This window comes from Streptomyces sp. NPDC032161, from assembly GCF_040636995.1.
In the GTDB taxonomy this organism is placed as follows: Bacteria; Actinomycetota; Actinomycetes; order Streptomycetales; family Streptomycetaceae; genus Streptomyces.
On sequence record NZ_JBEZVN010000051.1, the window covers coordinates 12,969 to 30,873 of the forward strand.

13 protein-coding genes are annotated in these 17,905 nt (G+C 71.3%); 12 read left to right on the forward strand and 1 reads right to left on the reverse strand.

Features of this window, described 5'->3' with window-relative positions; translation table 11 throughout:
* Positions 1–34: 34 nt before the first annotated feature.
* The 12 genes from AB0E67_RS33925 (at position 35) to meaB (ending at position 16,819) form a co-directional block, all read left to right on the forward strand.
* Complete coding sequence (locus AB0E67_RS33925) at positions 35–856, forward strand: gamma-glutamyl-gamma-aminobutyrate hydrolase family protein (RefSeq protein WP_362034274.1); 822 nt, start codon at positions 35–37, stop codon at positions 854–856.
* 3 nt (positions 857–859) lie between these two features.
* Positions 860–2,218: an aldehyde dehydrogenase family protein gene (locus AB0E67_RS33930; RefSeq protein ID WP_362034277.1), complete on the forward strand. Its 1,359-nt coding sequence runs from the start codon at positions 860–862 to the stop codon at positions 2,216–2,218.
* Between the two features lie 115 nt (positions 2,219–2,333).
* A complete protein-coding gene (locus AB0E67_RS33935) occupies positions 2,334–3,413 on the forward strand; it encodes a Zn-dependent alcohol dehydrogenase (protein WP_362034280.1) in 1,080 nt (359 codons plus the stop codon).
* 146 nt (positions 3,414–3,559) lie between these two features.
* Complete coding sequence (locus tag AB0E67_RS33940; RefSeq protein ID WP_362034282.1) at positions 3,560–5,146, forward strand: PucR family transcriptional regulator ligand-binding domain-containing protein; 1,587 nt, start codon at positions 3,560–3,562, stop codon at positions 5,144–5,146.
* Between the two features lie 165 nt (positions 5,147–5,311).
* Positions 5,312–6,676 (forward strand): aspartate aminotransferase family protein, encoded by a 1,365-nt coding sequence (locus tag AB0E67_RS33945; RefSeq protein WP_362034284.1) that lies wholly within the window; start codon positions 5,312–5,314, stop codon positions 6,674–6,676.
* Positions 6,677–6,688: 12 nt separating this feature from the next.
* Positions 6,689–7,963 carry a Glu/Leu/Phe/Val dehydrogenase gene (locus tag AB0E67_RS33950; RefSeq protein ID WP_362034286.1) on the forward strand — a complete coding sequence of 425 codons (1,275 nt, stop codon included), beginning with the start codon at positions 6,689–6,691 and terminating at the stop codon, positions 7,961–7,963.
* 79 nt (positions 7,964–8,042) lie between these two features.
* A complete protein-coding gene (locus AB0E67_RS33955; RefSeq protein WP_362034289.1) occupies positions 8,043–9,536 on the forward strand; it encodes an aldehyde dehydrogenase family protein in 1,494 nt (497 codons plus the stop codon).
* A 3-nt stretch (positions 9,537–9,539) separates the two neighbouring features.
* Positions 9,540–10,754, forward strand: coding sequence for a CoA transferase (locus AB0E67_RS33960; RefSeq protein WP_362034292.1), 1,215 nt, complete (start codon positions 9,540–9,542; stop codon positions 10,752–10,754).
* Positions 10,747–11,679: an enoyl-CoA hydratase-related protein gene (locus AB0E67_RS33965; RefSeq protein WP_362034295.1), complete on the forward strand. Its 933-nt coding sequence runs from the start codon at positions 10,747–10,749 to the stop codon at positions 11,677–11,679. The genes AB0E67_RS33960 and AB0E67_RS33965 overlap by 8 nt, the downstream gene beginning before the upstream one ends.
* A gap of 1 nt (position 11,680) precedes the next feature.
* Positions 11,681–13,600: a methylmalonyl-CoA mutase subunit beta gene (locus AB0E67_RS33970; RefSeq protein ID WP_362034298.1), complete on the forward strand. Its 1,920-nt coding sequence runs from the start codon at positions 11,681–11,683 to the stop codon at positions 13,598–13,600.
* The gene (scpA, locus tag AB0E67_RS33975) at positions 13,600–15,816 is read left to right on the forward strand and encodes a methylmalonyl-CoA mutase (protein ID WP_362034301.1); all 2,217 of its coding nucleotides are present in this window, start codon (positions 13,600–13,602) and stop codon (positions 15,814–15,816) included. The genes AB0E67_RS33970 and scpA overlap by 1 nt, the downstream gene beginning before the upstream one ends.
* Entirely contained in the window at positions 15,806–16,819 is a 1,014-nt protein-coding gene (gene meaB / locus AB0E67_RS33980) for a methylmalonyl Co-A mutase-associated GTPase MeaB (RefSeq protein WP_362034304.1), read from the forward strand. Before scpA ends, meaB begins: the two co-directional genes overlap by 11 nt.
* Positions 16,820–16,934: 115 nt before the next feature.
* On the opposite strand, the gene AB0E67_RS33985 is transcribed toward meaB, so the two are convergent.
* Positions 16,935–17,294: an Imm49 family immunity protein gene (locus AB0E67_RS33985; protein ID WP_362034307.1), complete on the reverse strand. Its 360-nt coding sequence runs from the start codon at positions 17,292–17,294 to the stop codon at positions 16,935–16,937.
* Between the last annotated feature and the right edge of the window lie 611 nt (positions 17,295–17,905).

Genomic DNA, 17,905 nt, shown 5'->3' on the forward strand with positions numbered 1-17,905 from the left:
TTGCGGCCCAGCGGCCCATGTTTTAGCTTAAGGTATGACCAAATCCTTGATGGCTGATCTCACGGCAGCCCCTGCGCATCCGTCGGCGAACGACCGGGTTCCGCAGCCGCTGATCGGTATCCCGGTTCCCGCGGAGGACGCCCGCTGGCGCGTGTGGTCCGGCAAGGCCCACCTGCTCGGGACCGCCTACGCCGACCGGGTGCGACAGGCCGGAGCGGTGCCGGTCCTGCTTCCCGTCGGCGGGTCGGACGAGGAGGCCGGACAGCTCGCAACCTCGTTGCACGGTCTCCTCATCGCGGGAGGCGCCGATGTCCACCCCGACCGCTACGGGCAACCCCCGCACGCGGCGGCCGGGCCGTTCGACCCGGAGCGGGACGCCTGGGAGATCGCTCTGCTGCGCGCCGTGCTCGACGCGGGTCTTCCCGTGCTCGGCATCTGCCGCGGCATGCAACTGATGAACGCCGTCCTCGGCGGCACTCTGACCCAGCACCTGCCCGACAAGGTCGGAAGCGACGTGCACAACCCGACGGTGAGCGAGTTCGCGCTGCACCGCGTGCGGACGGCGCCGGACAGCCTGCTGCACCAGGTCGTCGGGGCCGGGGGCGACGTACCGACCTACCACCATCAGGCCGTCGACGTCCTCGCACCGGACCTGAGTGCCACGGCGTGGGCCGAGGACGGCACGGTCGAGGCCTTCGAGGACTCTGCCGGCCGGATCCTGGGCGTCCAGTGGCACCCGGAGGTCGGTAACTCGGACGAGATCTTCCGTTATTTCGTGGGCCGTTGTGCGGCGGCGGCCGGCGGGCGGAGCGAGGCCGGCACAACCTCGCACCAGGCCAATTTGGAAAGGATTTAAACGATGGGTTTCGACGTCATCAACCCGGCGACCGAGAAAGTGATCGCCACCGTTGATTCGCTGGACGAGCAGCGCACCAACGAGGCCGTCCAGCGGTCGGCGCGCGCGTTCGAGAAGTGGCGCACGGTGTCCGCCTCCGACCGGGCCCGGCTGCTGCGCCGGTTCGCCGCCGTCGTGGAGGCGGACCTGGAGAACCTGGCGAAGCTCGAGACGGAGAACTGCGGGCACCCCATCGCCGACTCACGCGGCACGGTGGCCCGCGTACGCGATGTGTTCGACTACTACGCGGCGGCACCCGAGCGTCTCATCGGCCAGCAGATCCCGGTGGACGGCGGTGTGGACATCACCTTCCACGAGCCCGTGGGCGTCGTCGCCGTGATCGCCCCGTGGAACTTCCCGCTCATGATCGCGGTCTGGGGTCTGGCACCTGCCCTCGCCGCCGGCAACACGGTCGTCATCAAGCCCTCCGAACTGACCCCCCTGACCACGCTGCGGCTGGGCGAGCTGGCGATCGAGGCGGGCCTGCCGGAGGACGTGGTCCAGGTGGTCACCGGTTCGGGCAGCGTGGTCGGACAGGCCCTGCTGGACCACCCGCGGGTGGCGAAGGTCGTCTTCACCGGATCGACGGACATCGGCCGGAAGGTCATGGCGAGCGCCGCGCCCCACCTCAAGCGGGTGACGCTGGAACTCGGCGGCAAGAGCGCGAACATCGTCTACGCGGACGCCGACCTGAAGGCCGCCGCCGAGGCCGCTCCCATGGGCGTCTTCAACAACGCCGGGCAGGACTGCTGCGCCCGGTCGCGGCTGCTCGTCCAGCGCGAAGTCTTCGACGAGTTCGCGGAACTCCTGAAGCCGGCGGTCCACGCGGTGGCCGTGGGCGACCCGATGAACGAGTCGACCCAGGTCGGCCCGCTCATCAGCGCCGGTCACCGCGACCGCGTGGCCGCGTTCGTCACCGAGAAGGAGGAGATCCTCGTGCGCGGCGCGGCGCCGCAGGGCCCCGGCTTCTTCTTCGCCCCGACGGTGCTCACGTCGCGGGACGGGAAGGCCCCGAGCGCGACACGGGAGATCTTCGGACCGGTGGTGACGATGATCCCCTTCGACGACGAGGCCGACGCGATCCGGATCGCCAACGCCACCGACTACGGGCTCGCGGGCTCGATCTGGACCCGGGACATCGGGCGCGCGCTGCGGACGGCCCGCGGCGTGGAGGCGGGCAACATCTCGGTGAACAACAACAGCGCGGTCCGCCTGCAGACCCCGTTCGGCGGGTTCAAGCAGTCCGGCATCGGCCGTGAACTCGGTCCGGACGCGGCCCTGGAGTTCACCGAGAAGAAGAACGTCTTCATCTCGACGCTCTGAGAGCTGTCCCGGTCCGGCCCAACCCGACCTTCGACCTTCGACCCCGTCCGTCGAACGGGACGGCACGCGCGTGCAGCCCGTTCGACGGACGCCATCCACAGTTTGGAGAGCAACGATGAAAGCCGCGGTTCTGCGGGACGGCCAGGAAAGGCTCCGCGTCGAAGAGGTCGCGGTCGGCAGGGTGGGGGCGCACGAGCTCCTGATCCGGACCGCGGCCGCCGGCCTGTGCCACAGCGACCTCTACCACCTGCGCGGTGTGTTCGACATCCCGCGCCCGACGGTCCTGGGCCACGAGTCGGCCGGAGTCGTGCTCGAAGTCGGCAGCGAGGTCGAGGGCTTCGCCGTGGGGGACCACGTCATCACCTGCCTGACGACCTTCTGCGGCCGCTGCGAACGGTGTCTGAGCGGTCGCTCCTACCTGTGCGCCGGCGCGCACAGCCAGCGGGCCCCGGGCGCGGAGCCGCGCCTGCACCAGGACGGGGCCGAGGTCCACCAGTTCCTCAACGTGTCCAGCTTCGCCGAGCAGTTGCTCGTCCATGAATCCGCCGCGGTGCGGATCACCAAGGACATGCCCCTGGACCTGGCCGCGCTCATCGGCTGCGGGGTCACCACCGGGCTCGGCGCCGTCTTCAACAAGGCGCAGGTGCGCCCCGGCGAGACGGTGGCCGTGATCGGCTGCGGCGGCATCGGCCTCAGCGCCGTCCAGGCGGCGCGGATCTCCGGCGCCGCACGGATCATCGCCGTCGACCGGCAGCCGGAGAAGTTCGACGTCGCGACCAAGCTGGGCGCCACCGACGTTGTGGACGCCTCCCAGTGCGACGCCGCCGAGGCCATCCGGGAACTCACCGGGGGCGGTGTCGACCACTGCATCGAGGCGGTGGGCGCACCCGCCACCGCGGCCGCCGCCCTGGAGGCGCTGGCCGTGGGCGGCACCGCGACCATCGTCGGCCTGATGCCCGCGGGCAAGACCTTCCCCGTGCAGGGCAGGCTCCTTCTCGACGACCGACGCCTGCAGGGCGCGTACATGGGAGCGCAGAACTTCCGCCTCGCCATGCCCCAGCACGTGGAGTTGTTCCTGTCCGGGCGTCTGCTGCTGGAGGAGATGGTGAGTTCACGCGTCGGCCTCGACGGAATCGACGACGCGTTCGACGCCATGGAGGCCGGTCACGCGGTGCGCGACCTCGTCGTCTTCTGAAAACCGCCCGCATCCTCGGACCACTGCCGACGACGCTCCTCGCGCTTTCGGGTGCGCCCTCGCGGCGCACCCGAAGCGCCGCACCAGGACGTACGCCCGGCACGGTCCTCCGGCCCTCACCGTGGAGGCAGCGCGTGCTCCCTACTGTGCGTCAGATACTGGCGATGCCCGTTCTCGCCACGGCGGACCCCGAGGTACTCGCGGGCGAGGACCAGCTCGACCGTCCCGTCCGATGGCTGCATCCGGCCGAGGTGGCCGACATCGCGCATCTGCTGCGCGGCGACGAGGTCGTGCTGATGACCGGCGTCATCCTCGGCGACGACGCCGAGAGCATCCGTGACTACGTCCGCTCGCTCGCGGACGCGGGCGCGGCCGGTCTCGTCGTGGAGCTGGGACGCAAATGGGCCTCGCTGCCCGAGGTACTGGTCTCGGCCTGCCGGCGCGAGGACCTGGTGCTCATCGCGCTGCACCGCGAAGTCCGCTTCGCCGCGATCGTCGAAGAGGTCGGAGCGCGGATCCTCGACGCCGAGGTCGAGGACCTCCGCGCGAGCGAGTACATCCACGAGACGTTCACGCAGCTGGACGTCGAGGGCGCGCGACCGGAGGAGATCCTCGCCGCCGTGGTGCGCATCGCCTCCGTCCCCGTGGTCCTGGAGTCGTCGCGGTGCCAGGTGATCGGCTACGACACGGCGGGCCGGTCCACCGCCGCCGTGCTCGGGGACTGGGGAAGGCGTTCGCGCGGGATCGTGCTGTCCGGCCGGACGGGTTACGACCGCCGCACCGGGTGGCTGATGACGGTGGTCGGGTCGCGCGGTGACGACTGGGGCCGTCTCGTCCTGCTCACCGACACCCTTCCGAACCGCCGCGACTACGTCCTGATCGAGCGCGCGGCGGCGGCTCTGGCGCTGCACCAGATGCGCGCTCGGGCCCGCGACAGCGCCGAACGCAACACGCACACCGCGCTGCTCGCCGAACTCCGTTCCGGCCGCATCTCGGACGAACTGGTCGTACGGTGCGAGGCGGCCCACCTTCCCGTGCGGTCGAGACGGTTCGTCGCCATCGCCCTGCGCCGCCGGCTGACCGCGCAGGACGAGAGGCAGTGGTCGTTGACCGACCTCGCCGCCGCCGTGGTGAAGGCGTCCCGGAGCCTGCGGATGCCCATGCTCGTCGGCCTGGACACCGACCATGTCATCGCCCTGACCAGCATGCCCGGGAACCTGTCGCCGGACGCGATGACGGCCTCCCTCGCACAGGAGGTGCGGAAGGCCGCGCACGTGATGATCGCTCGCGGAGAGGTCGTCGACCGGCTGGAGGAGACGTTCCGGACGCTGATCGACGCCCGGCACATCCTCGACGCGGCCGAGGCCGACGACGCGCGCCCCTGGATCACCCTCGCGGACGTGCATCTGCGCGGCCTGGTCCATCTGCTCCGCGACGACGAACGGCTCAGTCTGTACGTCCGCCGCGAGCTCGGACCGCTCCAGGCGTATGACGCGGAACGCGGAACGTCCCTGACGACCCTCCTCAAGGTCTTCCTGGAGGAACCGGGCGGCAAGGCGGCCGCGGCCAAGCGTCTCCTGCTCTCGCGGCCGGTGCTCTACGAGCGGCTGGCCAAGATCGAGTCGATTCTCGGAGTCGACCTCGAAGACCCGCACATCCGCGCGTCCCTGCACGTCGCCGTGCTGGCCCGGTCGCTCGCCGACGACGAGGCGCACCGCTCGCACGGCGAGTGAACCCGCACCGCATCGCGCGACCGCGGCAACGGCCCGACGCCGTGTTGGGGGCGGCGCCAGGAACGGACACTGTGTCGGTCCTGCGGCGGCGGCCGAAGCGGCAGAGTCGTTCGCACGGAGGGGTCGAGCAGTCCCGTTCCCCCAACTCACTGGTGAGGACATCCCATGAGCAACGCAGATGCCCAGCAGGTCGCGACGGAATCCGAGGCTCAGCGGGCCTACCGCCTCGACCGTGAACACGTGTTCCACTCCTGGTCGGCGCAGGACACCCTGGACCCCATGGTGATCACCAGGTCCGAGGGCCCCTACGTCTGGGACGGTGAAGGCAAGAAGTACCTGGACTTCTCCAGCCAGTTGGTCAACACCAACATCGGCCACCAGCACCCGCGGGTCATCGCCGCGATCCAGGAGCAGGCCGCGCGCCTGTGCACCATCGCGCCCCAGTACGCCAACGACGCGCGCAGCGAGGCGGCGCGGCTCATCGCCGAGCGCACCCCCGGCGACCTCAACCGAGTGTTCTTCACCAACGGCGGAGCGGACGCCAATGAGCACGCCGTGCGCATGGCACGCCTGGTCACCGGGCGGCACAAGGTGCTGACGACGTACCGCTCCTACCACGGTGGCACCACGACCGCGGTGAACATGACCGGCGACCCCCGGCGATGGGCCAGCGACTACGGCACCACCGGAACGCTGCACTTCTGGGGGCCGTTCCTCTACCGCTCGGCCTTCCACTCCCGGACCCGGGAGGAGGAGTGCGCCCGCGCCCTGGAGCACCTGGAACAGGTCATCACCTTCGAGGGACCGGACACCGTCGCGGCGGTGGTCCTCGAATCCATCCCGGGGACCGCCGGCGTCATGGTGCCTCCGCCCGGCTACATGCAGGGCGTGCGCGAGCTGTGCGACCGGTTCGGCATCATGATGATCGCCGACGAGGTGATGACCGGCTTCGGACGCACCGGGGCGTGGTTCGCCATCGGCGAGACGGGGGTCGTGCCCGATCTGCTGACCTTCGCCAAGGGCGTGAACTCCGGATACGTACCGCTCGGGGGAGTGGCGATCAGCCGCGAGATCGCCGCCTACTTCGGCAAGCGCTCCTACCCCGGCGGACTCACCTACTCGGGCCACCCCCTCGCCACCGCGGCCGCCGTCGCGACCATCAACACGATGGAGGACGAGGGGATCGTGGCGAACGCGGCGCGCCTGGGCGAGGAGGTCTTCGGACCCGGACTGCGCGTCATCGCCGACCGCCACCCCAGCGTCGGCGAGGTGCGCGGCACGGGAGCCATGTGGGCCCTGGAACTGGTCCGCGACCCCGCCACCCGCGAGCCCCTCGCGCCCTACGGCGGCACCAGCCCCGCGATGGCCGAACTGACGGCCTTCCTCAAGGGCGAGGGGATGCTGCCGTTCACCAACTTCAACCGCATCCACGTCGTTCCTCCGCTCAACATCCAGGACGCCGACGCGGCCGAGGGACTGCGCATGATCGACGCCGCGCTGGACATCGCCGACCGCTACGTCACGGCCTGAGCGAGGGACACCATGACCACGACGGCCCAGCCCCTCACCGCCGTGTCGGCCAACCCCCTCGCCGACGCGCATGCCCAACTGGCCTCCGCAGTCGAGCTTCTCGGCTACGACGACGGCATGTTCAGCCTCCTTGCCCAGCCGCGCCGGGAAGTGACCGTCGCCGTGCCCCTGCGCCGCGACGACGGCCGGATCGAGGTACTGGTCGGCCACCGGGTGCAGCACAACCTCTCCCGGGGCCCGGCCAAGGGCGGTCTGCGCTTCAGCCCGGACGTGTCGCTCGACGAGGTACGCGCGCTGGCGATGTGGATGACCTGGAAGTGCGCACTTCTCGACGTGCCGTACGGCGGCGCCAAGGGCGGTGTGCGCATCGACCCCGCGCTCTACTCCGAGTCCGAACTGGAGCGGGTGACCCGCCGCTACACCAGCGAGATCAGCCCGCTCATCGGACCCGAGCGGGACATTCCGGCCCCGGACGTCGGCACGGACGAGCGCACCATGGCCTGGCTGATGGACACCTACTCCCTCCAGCACGGCCACACGGTGCTCGGTGTGACCACCGGCAAGCCGCTCAGCCTCGGCGGTTCGCGCGGCCGGGCGACCGCCACGTCACGGGGTGTCGTGCACGTGGCGCTGGCGGCACTGCGCGAGTGCGGCATCGACCCGGCCGGGGCGACCGCCGTCGTGCAGGGCTTCGGGAAGGTCGGCCGCCATGCCGCCCGCTTCCTCGCCGGGGCCGGTCTGCGCGTGCTCGCGGTCAGCGACCAGTACGGTGCGGTCGGCGCCGAGTCGGGGCTCGACGTCGCGGCCCTGGAGGCGCACGTCGACGCGCACGGCACGGTCGTCGGCTTCCCCGGCGGCGAGGAGCTCGACCGCGACGCCGTCCTCGAACTGTCCGCGGACCTGCTGGTGCCCGCGGCCGTCGAAGGAACCATCCACGCCGGCAACGCCGATCGCGTGCGGGCGCGGGTCGTCGTGGAGGGCGCCAACGGCCCGACCACACGCGAAGCCGACGGGATCCTCGAAGCACGGGGCGTCCTCGTCGTGCCGGACATCCTCGCCAACGCCGGCGGGGTGATCGTGTCCTACTTCGAGTGGGTGCAGGCCAACCAGGCGTACTGGTGGAGCGCCGAGGACGTGGAGGCGCGCCTCAAGGAGCGGATGCTCCAGGCCTGGCACCAGGTGCTCGACCACTCCCGCCGGCTCGGCGTACCGCTGCGGACCGCGGCGACCGCTCTGGCCGTCGAGCGGGTGGCCCAGGCCCATCAGCAGCGCGGACTGTACCCGTGAGCGTCCGCCCCGCGGGCTGTCCCGTACCCCGGCCCGCGGTCACCACGACCACCCTCACCCCCCGGATTGGACTGCAACCGTGACCGTTCAGCAGCAGAGCACGACAGAGGCCGAGTACTTCGTGGGCGACGAGCGGATGCTGATCGCCGGCGAGTGGACCGCCGCCGCCGACGGCCGGTGGATCGACGTCGAAAGCCCCCGCGACATGTCGGTCATCGGCCGTATCCCACGCGGTGGGGCCGAGGACGTCGACCGGGCGGTGACGGCGGCCCGGCGCGCCCAGCCGGCCTGGCGGGACCTGCGGCCCCGGGACCGCGGTGACCTCTTCCGGAGGATCGCCGACGCCCTGGAACCCGAGCAGGAGCGCATCGCGCGGCTGCTGTCGCTGGAGAACGGCAACGCCCTGCGGACCCAGTCCCGCGGCGAGATGCAGTTCCTCGTCGACTGCTTCCGCTACTTCAGCGGCCTGGCGGGCGAGGCCAAGGGCGAGAGCATCCCGCTCAACGCCGAGGTGCTCGACTACTCGCGGCGCGAACCCCTCGGTGTCGTGGGTGCCATCGTGCCCTGGAACGCACCGCTGATGCTCTCGGCGCTGAAGATCGCCCCCGCTCTGGTCACCGGCAACACGCTCGTGCTGAAGGTGGCGGAGGACGCCCCGTTCGCCGTCCTTGCCGTCGCCCGGATCTGCCAGCGGTTCCTTCCCGAGGGCGTCCTCAACGTCGTCACCGGGTACGGAACCGAGGTCGGCGAGGCGCTGACCTCGCACCCCGGCATCGCCAAGCTCTCCTTCACCGGCTCGACGGCGGTGGGCCGCAGGGTGATGGAGAAGGGCGCGGAGCGCATCGTGCCGGTCTCCCTCGAACTCGGCGGCAAGAGCCCGCAGATCGTCTTCCCCGACGCCGACGAGGACTGGGTCGTCGACGGCACCATCGCGGGGATGCGGTTCTTCCGGCAGGGCCAGTCCTGCACCGCCGGATCGCGGCTGTTCCTGCATGAGTCGATCTTCGATTCCTTCGTCGGCAAGCTGGTCGGCAAGCTCTCGGCGCTGAAGGTCGGTGACCCCCTCGACGAGGCCAGCGACATGGGCACCCTCGTCAACCGGAAGCAGTTCGACCGGGTCTGCGAGTACGTCTCCGACGGTATCGGGCAGCCGGGTGTGGAGGTCGCCCTGGGCGGCCTGCCGCCCACCGAGGGCCCGCTCTCGCGCGGCTACTACGTGGAGCCCACCGTCTTCGCGGGCGTGTCCAACGACTGGCGGATCGCCGCCGAGGAGATATTCGGCCCGGTCGTGTGCGTGATCCCGTGGAAGGACGAACAGGAAGTCGTCCGCATGGCCAACGACAGCGCCTACGGCCTCGCCGGATTCGTGTGGACCCGGGAACTCGGGGCGGCGCTGCGCACGGCGCACGCCCTGGAGGCGGGCTGGGTGCAGGTCAACCAGGGCGGCGGGCAGGTGCTCGGCCAGTCCTACGGGGGCTTCAAGCAGAGCGGCATCGGCAGGGAGTTCTCCCTCGAAGGCATGCTGGACAGCTACACGCAGCGCAAGCACGTCTCCGTGCACCTGGGGCGCTGACACATGACGAAGAGCACCGCACCCCAGGAAACGGACACGCGGGGACCGCTGCAGGACCTCGTCGTCGTCGACCTCAGCCGTGCCCTGGCCGGGCCGCACGCCACGATGATGCTGGGTGACATGGGCGCACGGGTCATCAAGGTCGAGGCGCCCGGCAAGGGCGACGAATCCCGCGGCTGGGGACCGCCGTTCGTCGGCCCGGAGGACGCCCGGGAGTCGACGTATTTCCTGTCCTGCAACCGCAACAAGGAGTCCGTCACCGCGGACCTGAAGTCCCCCGAGGGCGTCGACCTGCTGACCCGGCTGGTGCGGCACGGCGACGTCCTCGTCGAGAACTTCCGACCCGGTGTCATGGACCGGCTCGGTTTCTCCGACGAACGGCTCCACGAGATCAACCCCCGCCTGGTGATCCTCTCGATCAGCGGGTTCGGCCACGACGGCCCCCAGGGCGGACGGCCCGGGTACGACCAGATCGCCCAGGGCGAGGCCGGACTGATGAGCCTGACCGGACCGGACCCGGACACCCCGACGAAGGTCGGTGTGCCGATCGGAGACCTGCTGGCCGGAATGTGGGGCGCCTACGGTGTGCTGTCCGCGCTGTACGAGCGGGAGCGGACCGGGCGCGGCAAGGTCGTGCGCACCTCGCTGCTCGCCTCGATCGTGGGGGTGCACGCCTTCCAGGGCACCCGCTACACCGTGGCCGGCGAGGTGAGCCGGGCGACCGGCAACCACCACGCGGCCATCGCGCCGTACGGGCTGTTCCGCTGCGAGGGCGGCGCGATCCAGGCGGCGGTCGCGAACGACACCCTGTGGGCGAAGTTCGCCCGGATCGTCGGGCTGGACGCCACCGATCCGCGGTTCGAGAACAACACCCGGCGCACGGCCCACCGCGACGAACTCGTCGAGGAGATCGAGAAGGAGCTCCTGCAACGACCGGCCGCGCACTGGCTGGCACTCCTGCACGCCGCGGGGATCCCGGCCGGCGAGGTGCGCACCCTGGACCAGGTCTACAACTGCCCGCAGACCCGTTCCCAGGGCCTGGTGATCGAGGTCGACCACTCCTCGCTCGGCCCGATCGAACTCCCCGGCCCCGCCGTTCGTTTCGACGACGGCTGTCGCCTCCGGCACCTCGCACCACCCCGGCTGGGCGAACACGACGACAGCGTCCGGGCTTGGCTGGACGGGCACGATGCCTGGCTGGACGGGCACGATGCCTGACGGGGAGACCGAGGCGCTGGCGGACGGCGCCCTGCTGCGCCGGCGCGCGGACGGAGTCGTCGGACTCGTGCTCAACCGGCCCGAGCGGCACAACGCCCTCACCGGCCCGATGTACGAGGCGCTCCTGGAGACCTGCGCCGAACTGCGGGACGACACCGCCGTTCGCGCCGTGGTGATCCGGGGGGCGGGCGGCCGGGCCTTCACCGCGGGCAACGACATCGCACATTTCACCGGCCTGCGGGACGGCGCGGCCGGCGCCGCCCACGAGGCCGACGTCCGCCGGGTCCTGCGCGCCGTCGCCGAACTGCCGCAGGTCACCATCGCCGCGGTCGACGGCGTCTGCGCCGGTGCGGGGCTCGCCCTCGCGACCTACTGCGACCTGCGGATCGCCACGCCCCACTCCCGCTTCGGATACCCCATCGCCCGAACCCTGGGCAATGTGCTCGCGGCTTCCATGCTCCACCGCTGCGTTGCCGTCTTCGGCGAACCGCTGACGCGCGAGCTGCTGCTGACGTCGAGGCTGGTGGACGCCGCACGCGCGCACGCCGTGGGCGCCGTGATGTCCGTGGTGCCCGAGGACCGGTTGGACCGGGAGGTGGAGGACGTGGTGGCCGGTCTGTGCCTGGCCGCTCCGCTGACCCTCCGGACCACCAAACGGCAGCTCCTGCACCGGGCGGACACGCTCGACGTGGTGCCCGAGGACGACGACTCCCTGATCGAGCAGGCGTACGGCAGTGCGGACTTCCGGGAGGGGGTACGGGCCTTCCTCGCCAGGCAGGAGCCGGACTTCGGCCGGCGGACCGCGCGCGGCCACACGGCGACGGAAGACCCGGGCACGACGACCGCCCCCCACGCGAACCGGGAATCCCCGCCGGTTCGGGCAGAGCCGCTGCCCCAGGCAGCGGGCGGAACGAAAGACACGTGACATGACACGATCTCCACGCTCGGGAGACACCGGGCTGCCCACCGACGATCCGGGCCACGGCCCCGACGGGCCCACCGGACGGGACACGACCGTACGATCCGGCGAGTTCCCCCGGGCGACCCATGAGCAGTGGCAGCGCCTGGTGGAAGGAGTGCTGCGCAAGGCGGGCCGGGACCTCACGGGCGCGCAGGCCGAGGAAGCGCTGTCCACCACGATCGAGGAGGGGCTCACCACCGGCCCCCTGTACACCGCGCGGGACATCGCACCCGCCCCCGGCTACCCGGGCTTCGCGCCGTACGTGCGCGGCGGCCGGCCCGAGGGCAACGCGGTGGACGGCTGGGACGTACGCCAGCGCCACGCCGTACCCGATCCGGCCGAGACCCGCCAAGCCGTCCTCGCGGATCTGGAGAACGGCGTCACGTCGCTGTGGCTGGCCGTCGGAGGCACGGCCGGTGTGCCGGTCGCGGCTCTGGGCGAAGCCCTGGACGGGGTCTACCTCGATCTGGCGCCGATCGTTCTCGACGCGGGCGCGGAGGTCGAACAGGCGGCACGCGCCCTGCTGGGGCTGTACCAGGAGCGCGGGGTTTCTCGAACGGCGGCGCGCGGCAACCTCGGCGCGGACCCGCTGGGCCTGTCGGCCCGCACCGGTGACGAGGCGGCCGGCATGGGTGGGGCCGCCGACCTGGCCCGCCTGTGCCACGAGAACTACCCGAATGTGCGGTCTCTCACCGTGGACGCGCTCCCGTACCACGAGGCCGGGGCCTCGGCCGCCCAGGAGCTGGGCTGCTCGCTGGCCACCGGGGTCGCGTATCTGCGCTGCCTGACGGAGGCCGGGCTGTCGGCCGAGGCGGCCTGCGGGCAACTGGAGTTCCGGTACGCGGCGACGGCCGACCAGTTCCTGACGATCGCCAAGCTCCGTGCCGCGCGCCGCCTGTGGGCCCGGGTGGCCGAGGTGTGCGGCACCCCGGGCGCGGGGGCGCAGCGCCAGCACGCGGTGACCTCGCCGGTGATGATGACCCGGCGCGACCCGTGGGTGAACATGCTGCGCACGACGGTCGCCACGCTCGCGGCCGGCGTCGGTGGCGCCGACGCCGTGACGGTGCTGCCCTTCGACCACCGGCTGGGCCTGCCGGATGCCTTCGCACGCCGCATCGCCCGCAACACCTCGGTGATCCTGCTGGAGGAGAGCCACTTGGGCAGGGTCATCGACCCGGCCGGCGGCTCCTGGTACGTGGAGCGGCTGACGGACGACCTCGCCCGCGCGGCCTGGGCTTTCTTCCAGGAACTGGAGCGGGCGGGCGGCCAGCGGGCCGCCCTGCGCTCCGGTCTGGTCCACGACCGGCTCGCGTCCACCTGGGAGGCCCGCAGCGGAGCCCTCGCCCGGCGGAGCGAACCCGTCACGGGGGTCAGCGAGTTCCCGAACCTGGCGGAGAAGCCGGTGGACCGCCGACCGGCCCCCGAGGAGAAGGGAGGGGGCCTGCCCCGGGTCCGCCGCGACGAGGCGTACGAGGTGTTGCGCGCGCGATCGGACGCGCACCTGGCCACGACCGGGGCCAGACCCCGGGTCTTCCTCGCCGCGCTGGGTCCGGCCGCCGCGCACACCGCACGCGCGACCTTCGCCGCCCATCTCTTCCAGGCGGGCGGTGTCGAACCCGTCCACGACCCGACGTCGGTGGACGCGTCCACGGCCGCCGCGGCTTTCGTGCGCAGCGGTGCGGCCGTCGCCTGCCTCTGTTCCAGCGACGCGCTGTACGAGGAGCAGGCCGAGGCGGTCGCCCGGGCCCTCGCCTCGGCGGGAGCGCGGCGGGTGTTCCTGGCCGGGCGGCCCGGCACCTACGCCGGAGTGGACGCGTACGTCTCCGCCGGCTGCGACGTCGTCGCCGTCCTCTCCTCCGTACTCGACCACATGGGAGTGGCGTGATGCGTACCTCTGACACCCCTGCCGTCCCCGATTTCTCGCAGATCGAGCTGGGCTCCGGCGCCCCCGCCCGGGAGGTCACGGAAGACCGGTGGCGCGCGGCCGTCGAGGAGTCCACCGGCGATGCCGACCTGGTCTGGGACACCCCGGAAGGCATCGCCGTCAAGCCGCTCTACACCCCGAGTGACCTGGAGGAGCTGGACTCCCTCGCCACGTACCCGGGCATCGCCCCGTATCTGCGCGGCCCCTATCCGACGATGTACGTCAACCAGCCGTGGACGATCCGCCAATACGCCGGCTTCTCCACCGCCGAGGAGTCCAACGCCTTCTACCGGCGCAACCTCGCCGCCGGGCAGAAGGGCCTTTCGGTCGCCTTCGACCTGTCCACCCATCGCGGTTACGACAGCGACCACCCGCGGGTGACGGGCGACGTCGGCATGGCCGGGGTCGCCATCGACTCGATCTACGACATGCGGCAGCTCTTCGACGGCATCCCGTTGGACAAGATGTCGGTGTCGATGACGATGAACGGCGCCGTGCTGCCCGTACTGGCGCTGTACATCGTGGCGGCCGAGGAACAGGGCGTACCGCCCTCCCAACTGGCCGGGACCATTCAGAACGACATCCTCAAGGAGTTCATGGTCCGGAACACCTACATCTATCCGCCGAAGCCCTCGATGCGGATCGTCTCCGACATCTTCGCCTACACCGCGCAGAAGATGCCGCGCTACAACTCCATCTCCATCTCCGGCTACCACATCCAGGAGGCGGGTGCGACCGCCGACCTGGAACTGGCGTACACGTTGGCCGACGGCGTCGAGTACGTGCGGGCCGGACGCGAGGCGGGCCTGGACGTGGACGCGTTCGCGCCCCGGCTCTCCTTCTTCTGGGCGATCGGCATGAACTTCTTCATGGAGATCGCCAAGCTGCGGGCCGCCCGGCTGCTCTGGGCCGAACTCCTCGGGCAGTTCGATCCGAAGAACCCCAAGTCACTGTCGCTGCGCACCCATTCGCAGACCTCCGGCTGGTCGTTGACCGCGCAGGACGTGTTCAACAATGTCACCCGCACCTGCGTGGAGGCGATGGCCGCGACGCAGGGTCACACCCAGTCGCTGCACACCAACGCGCTCGACGAAGCCCTAGCCCTTCCCACCGACTTCTCGGCGCGCATCGCCCGCAACACCCAGTTGCTGCTCCAGCAGGAGTCCGGGACCACACGGGTGATCGACCCGTGGGGCGGCAGCGCGTACGTGGAGAGGCTGACGCACGACCTGGCGCGCCGGGCCCGGCAGCACATCCAGGAGATCGAGGCGGCCGGCGGCATGGCCCAGGCCATCGACGCGGGCATCCCGAAGCTGCGCGTGGAGGAGGCGGCGGCCCGCACCCAGGCCCGGATCGACTCCGGGCGCCAGCCGGTGATCGGCGTCAACAAGTACCGGGCGGCCTCCGACGAGCCCATCGAGGTCCTGAAGGTCGACAACTCCTCCGTGCGCGCCCAGCAGATCGCCAAGCTGCGGCGGCTGCGCGCCGAACGCGACGAGGCGGCCTGCCAGGACGCGCTGCGGGCGCTGACGGCGGCCGCACAGCGGGACTCCGGGCCCGGACTGGAGGGCAACCTGCTGGCCCTCGCCGTCGACGCGGCCCGCGCCAAGGCCACGGTCGGAGAGATCTCCGAGGCCCTGGAGAAGGTGTACGGGCGGCATGCGGGGCAGATCCGCACGATATCCGGGGTGTACCGCAGCGAGGCCAGTACGTCCCCCTCCGTGGAGCGCACCCGCACCCTGGTGGACGCGTTCGCGGAGGCGGAGGGCCGCCGCCCGCGCATCCTCGTCGCCAAGATGGGCCAGGACGGTCACGACCGCGGCCAGAAGGTGATCGCCACCGCCTTCGCCGACCTGGGCTTCGACGTCGATGTCGGCCCGCTCTTCCAGACCCCCGCGGAGGTGGCGCGGCAGGCCGTCGAGGCCGATGTGCACGTCGTCGGGGTCTCGTCCCTGGCGGCCGGGCACCTCACCCTCGTCCCGGCGCTGCGCGAGGAACTCGCCGCCGAGGGCCGCGACGACATCATGATCGTCGTGGGCGGGGTGGTCCCGCCGCAGGACATCCCGGAGCTGCACACCGCGGGCGCGACCGCGGTCTTCCCGCCCGGCACGGTGATCCCGGACGCGGCCCACGACCTCGTGACGAAGCTCGCCGACCGCCTCGGCCATGAGCTGTGAGCCGGGGCCGGCCATGCGGATCGATCTCGACAGCTGTGTGCAGGGCGTTCTCGACAGGAAACGGGCGCACATCGCGCGCGCCATCACACTCGTCGAATCGACGCGCGCCGATCACCGGGCCCTGGCCCAGAGACTGCTCGCCGCGTTGCTGCCGCACGCGGGCAGGGCGCGCCGCATAGGAGTCAGCGGGGTGCCCGGCGTCGGCAAGTCCACCTTCATCGATGCCTTCGGCACCCTTCTCACCGGCCTCGGGCACCGGGTGGCGGTGCTCGCGGTCGACCCGTCGTCCACGCGCACCGGCGGGTCCATCCTGGGCGACAAGACGCGCATGGACCGGCTGTCCGCCGATCCGGCGGCCTACATACGACCGTCGCCCAGCGCGGGCACCCTGGGCGGGGTGGCCAAGGCGACCCGTGAGTCCATGGTCGTGATCGAGGCGGCGGGTTACGACGTGGTGCTGGTCGAGACGGTCGGCGTCGGCCAGTCCGAGACGGCGGTCGCGGGCATGGTCGACTCCTTCCTGCTGCTCACCCTGGCCCGTACCGGCGACCAGTTGCAGGGGATCAAGAAGGGCGTCCTGGAACTGGCGGATGTCATCGCCGTCAACAAGGCCGACGGCCCGCACCGGAACGACGCCCGGACAGCGGCACGGGAGCTGGCCGGCGCGCTGCGGCTGATGCATCCGGCGGACGCCGCCTGGACCCCGCCGGTGCTGACCAGCACCGCCCGCGAGTCCACCGGCCTTCAGGAAGTATGGGAAGAGCTGGAGCGACACCGGAACCTGCTCGAAGCCACCGGGCGACTCGACGCCAAGCGCCGTGCTCAACAGGTCGACTGGACCTGGACCATGGTCCACGACGAACTGCTGGAGCGACTGCGGTCCCACCCCCAGGTGCGGGCCCTCGTTCCCGACCTCGAACGGCAGGTGCGGGACGGGGAAGTGACACCCCCTCTGGCCGCCGAACGCGTCCTCAAGGCATTCGGACGGCCTCGCGGCCTGTGACACCGTGGGAGTCCGGTGCGGCGTCGTGGGGCCCGGGCATCGGCCAGGTCGGTGGAGTCGGCCTCCGCGCTGTCGATCACCGCTGTGTTTCGCCCGGGAGCGCAGCGGGTTCCGGTCAGGTGGGGAACTCGCCCAGCCAGCCGCGGGGAAGGAGGTGGTGCGGAGGATATCCGGATTCGACGTCGACGGGTATGCCGCTGTCGTGGGCGAGGCAGGCCAGGGCGAGTGGGGCGAGGGCGAGGTGTCCGTCGGGCTTCTCTGGACGTGGCCGAGTTCGCCGGCACCGCGGACGCCATCCGTACGAGCGAGGCGAGGCCTCGCGCGGCGGGGCGGTGGTTGACGGGGCCGGCCGCTCCCGCGCCTGGCGGCAGGGCGCTGCCAGGTTCAGGGAACGTCGCCGACCCAGTCCCACCTGCCGGGCCCGCGGGGCGGGCTTCGTAGTCGGCGCGGCCGCCGGCCCTATACATGCCGTCATCCGTGATCAGCATGGACCCGGTGGCCCGTTCGTCAGGCGTCCAAGAGGTGACGTCGACGAGCTGGCCGTCCAGGGCGCCGCCGACGAGCTCGACGTACTCGTGGCCGGGCTGCTCGTAGGGGTCGGGGTCGTCGGGGCCGGATCCGTACACCCGTCGTCGCTGTGGTCCAGTCATGCGATCAGGCCGGCACCGGCCGCCCGGGCCGTCACCCGTGTGACTGGGCGAGCCAGGTGACACCAAGGTGGGCCGGTGAGCCGGCACCGAGCGTGGACTCAAGCGCGGTACCTGTCACCGTTTGGGCATTCCAGTTGTCACCACCTGGGGTTTTTCGCTCTAGTTGTCACCAACTCCGCTGGACCGGGGGCTGCGACGGTGATCTCCGTGACGCGGCTTCTGGGGCGGGCTCCTTTGGGGGGGCGGAGGAGATACGCGCGAAACGGGACGCTCCGTGACGCTGCGCTAAGACCTGTTGCGGTGTGCTACGGGCAATGTGGCTGACCGTAGTTGACCTGTGAAGGGAGGCACGCCGGTAACTGACTCGCCGGAAGCAACTTTCGCGCCGAAACCCACGTCTGCCAGTGGGAACGGGACCGAACCTAACCGACCCATA

What these genes read in the sequence shown, in the direction of transcription:
- AB0E67_RS33965 (WP_362034295.1), top strand. Translation starts at nt 10,747, where the DNA reads ATGCCTGACGGGGAGACCGAGGCGCTGGCGGACGGCGCCCTGCTGCGC.
- AB0E67_RS33985 (WP_362034307.1), bottom strand. Translation starts at nt 17,294, where the DNA reads ATGACGGCATGTATAGGGCCGGCGGCCGCGCCGACTACGAAGCCCGCC.
- AB0E67_RS33930 (WP_362034277.1), top strand. Translation starts at nt 860, where the DNA reads ATGGGTTTCGACGTCATCAACCCGGCGACCGAGAAAGTGATCGCCACC.
- scpA (WP_362034301.1), top strand. Translation starts at nt 13,600, where the DNA reads ATGCGTACCTCTGACACCCCTGCCGTCCCCGATTTCTCGCAGATCGAG.
- meaB (WP_362034304.1), top strand. Translation starts at nt 15,806, where the DNA reads ATGAGCTGTGAGCCGGGGCCGGCCATGCGGATCGATCTCGACAGCTGT.
- AB0E67_RS33925 (WP_362034274.1), top strand. Translation starts at nt 35, where the DNA reads ATGACCAAATCCTTGATGGCTGATCTCACGGCAGCCCCTGCGCATCCG.
- AB0E67_RS33935 (WP_362034280.1), top strand. Translation starts at nt 2,334, where the DNA reads ATGAAAGCCGCGGTTCTGCGGGACGGCCAGGAAAGGCTCCGCGTCGAA.
- AB0E67_RS33950 (WP_362034286.1), top strand. Translation starts at nt 6,689, where the DNA reads ATGACCACGACGGCCCAGCCCCTCACCGCCGTGTCGGCCAACCCCCTC.
- AB0E67_RS33960 (WP_362034292.1), top strand. Translation starts at nt 9,540, where the DNA reads ATGACGAAGAGCACCGCACCCCAGGAAACGGACACGCGGGGACCGCTG.
- AB0E67_RS33945 (WP_362034284.1), top strand. Translation starts at nt 5,312, where the DNA reads ATGAGCAACGCAGATGCCCAGCAGGTCGCGACGGAATCCGAGGCTCAG.
- AB0E67_RS33970 (WP_362034298.1), top strand. Translation starts at nt 11,681, where the DNA reads ATGACACGATCTCCACGCTCGGGAGACACCGGGCTGCCCACCGACGAT.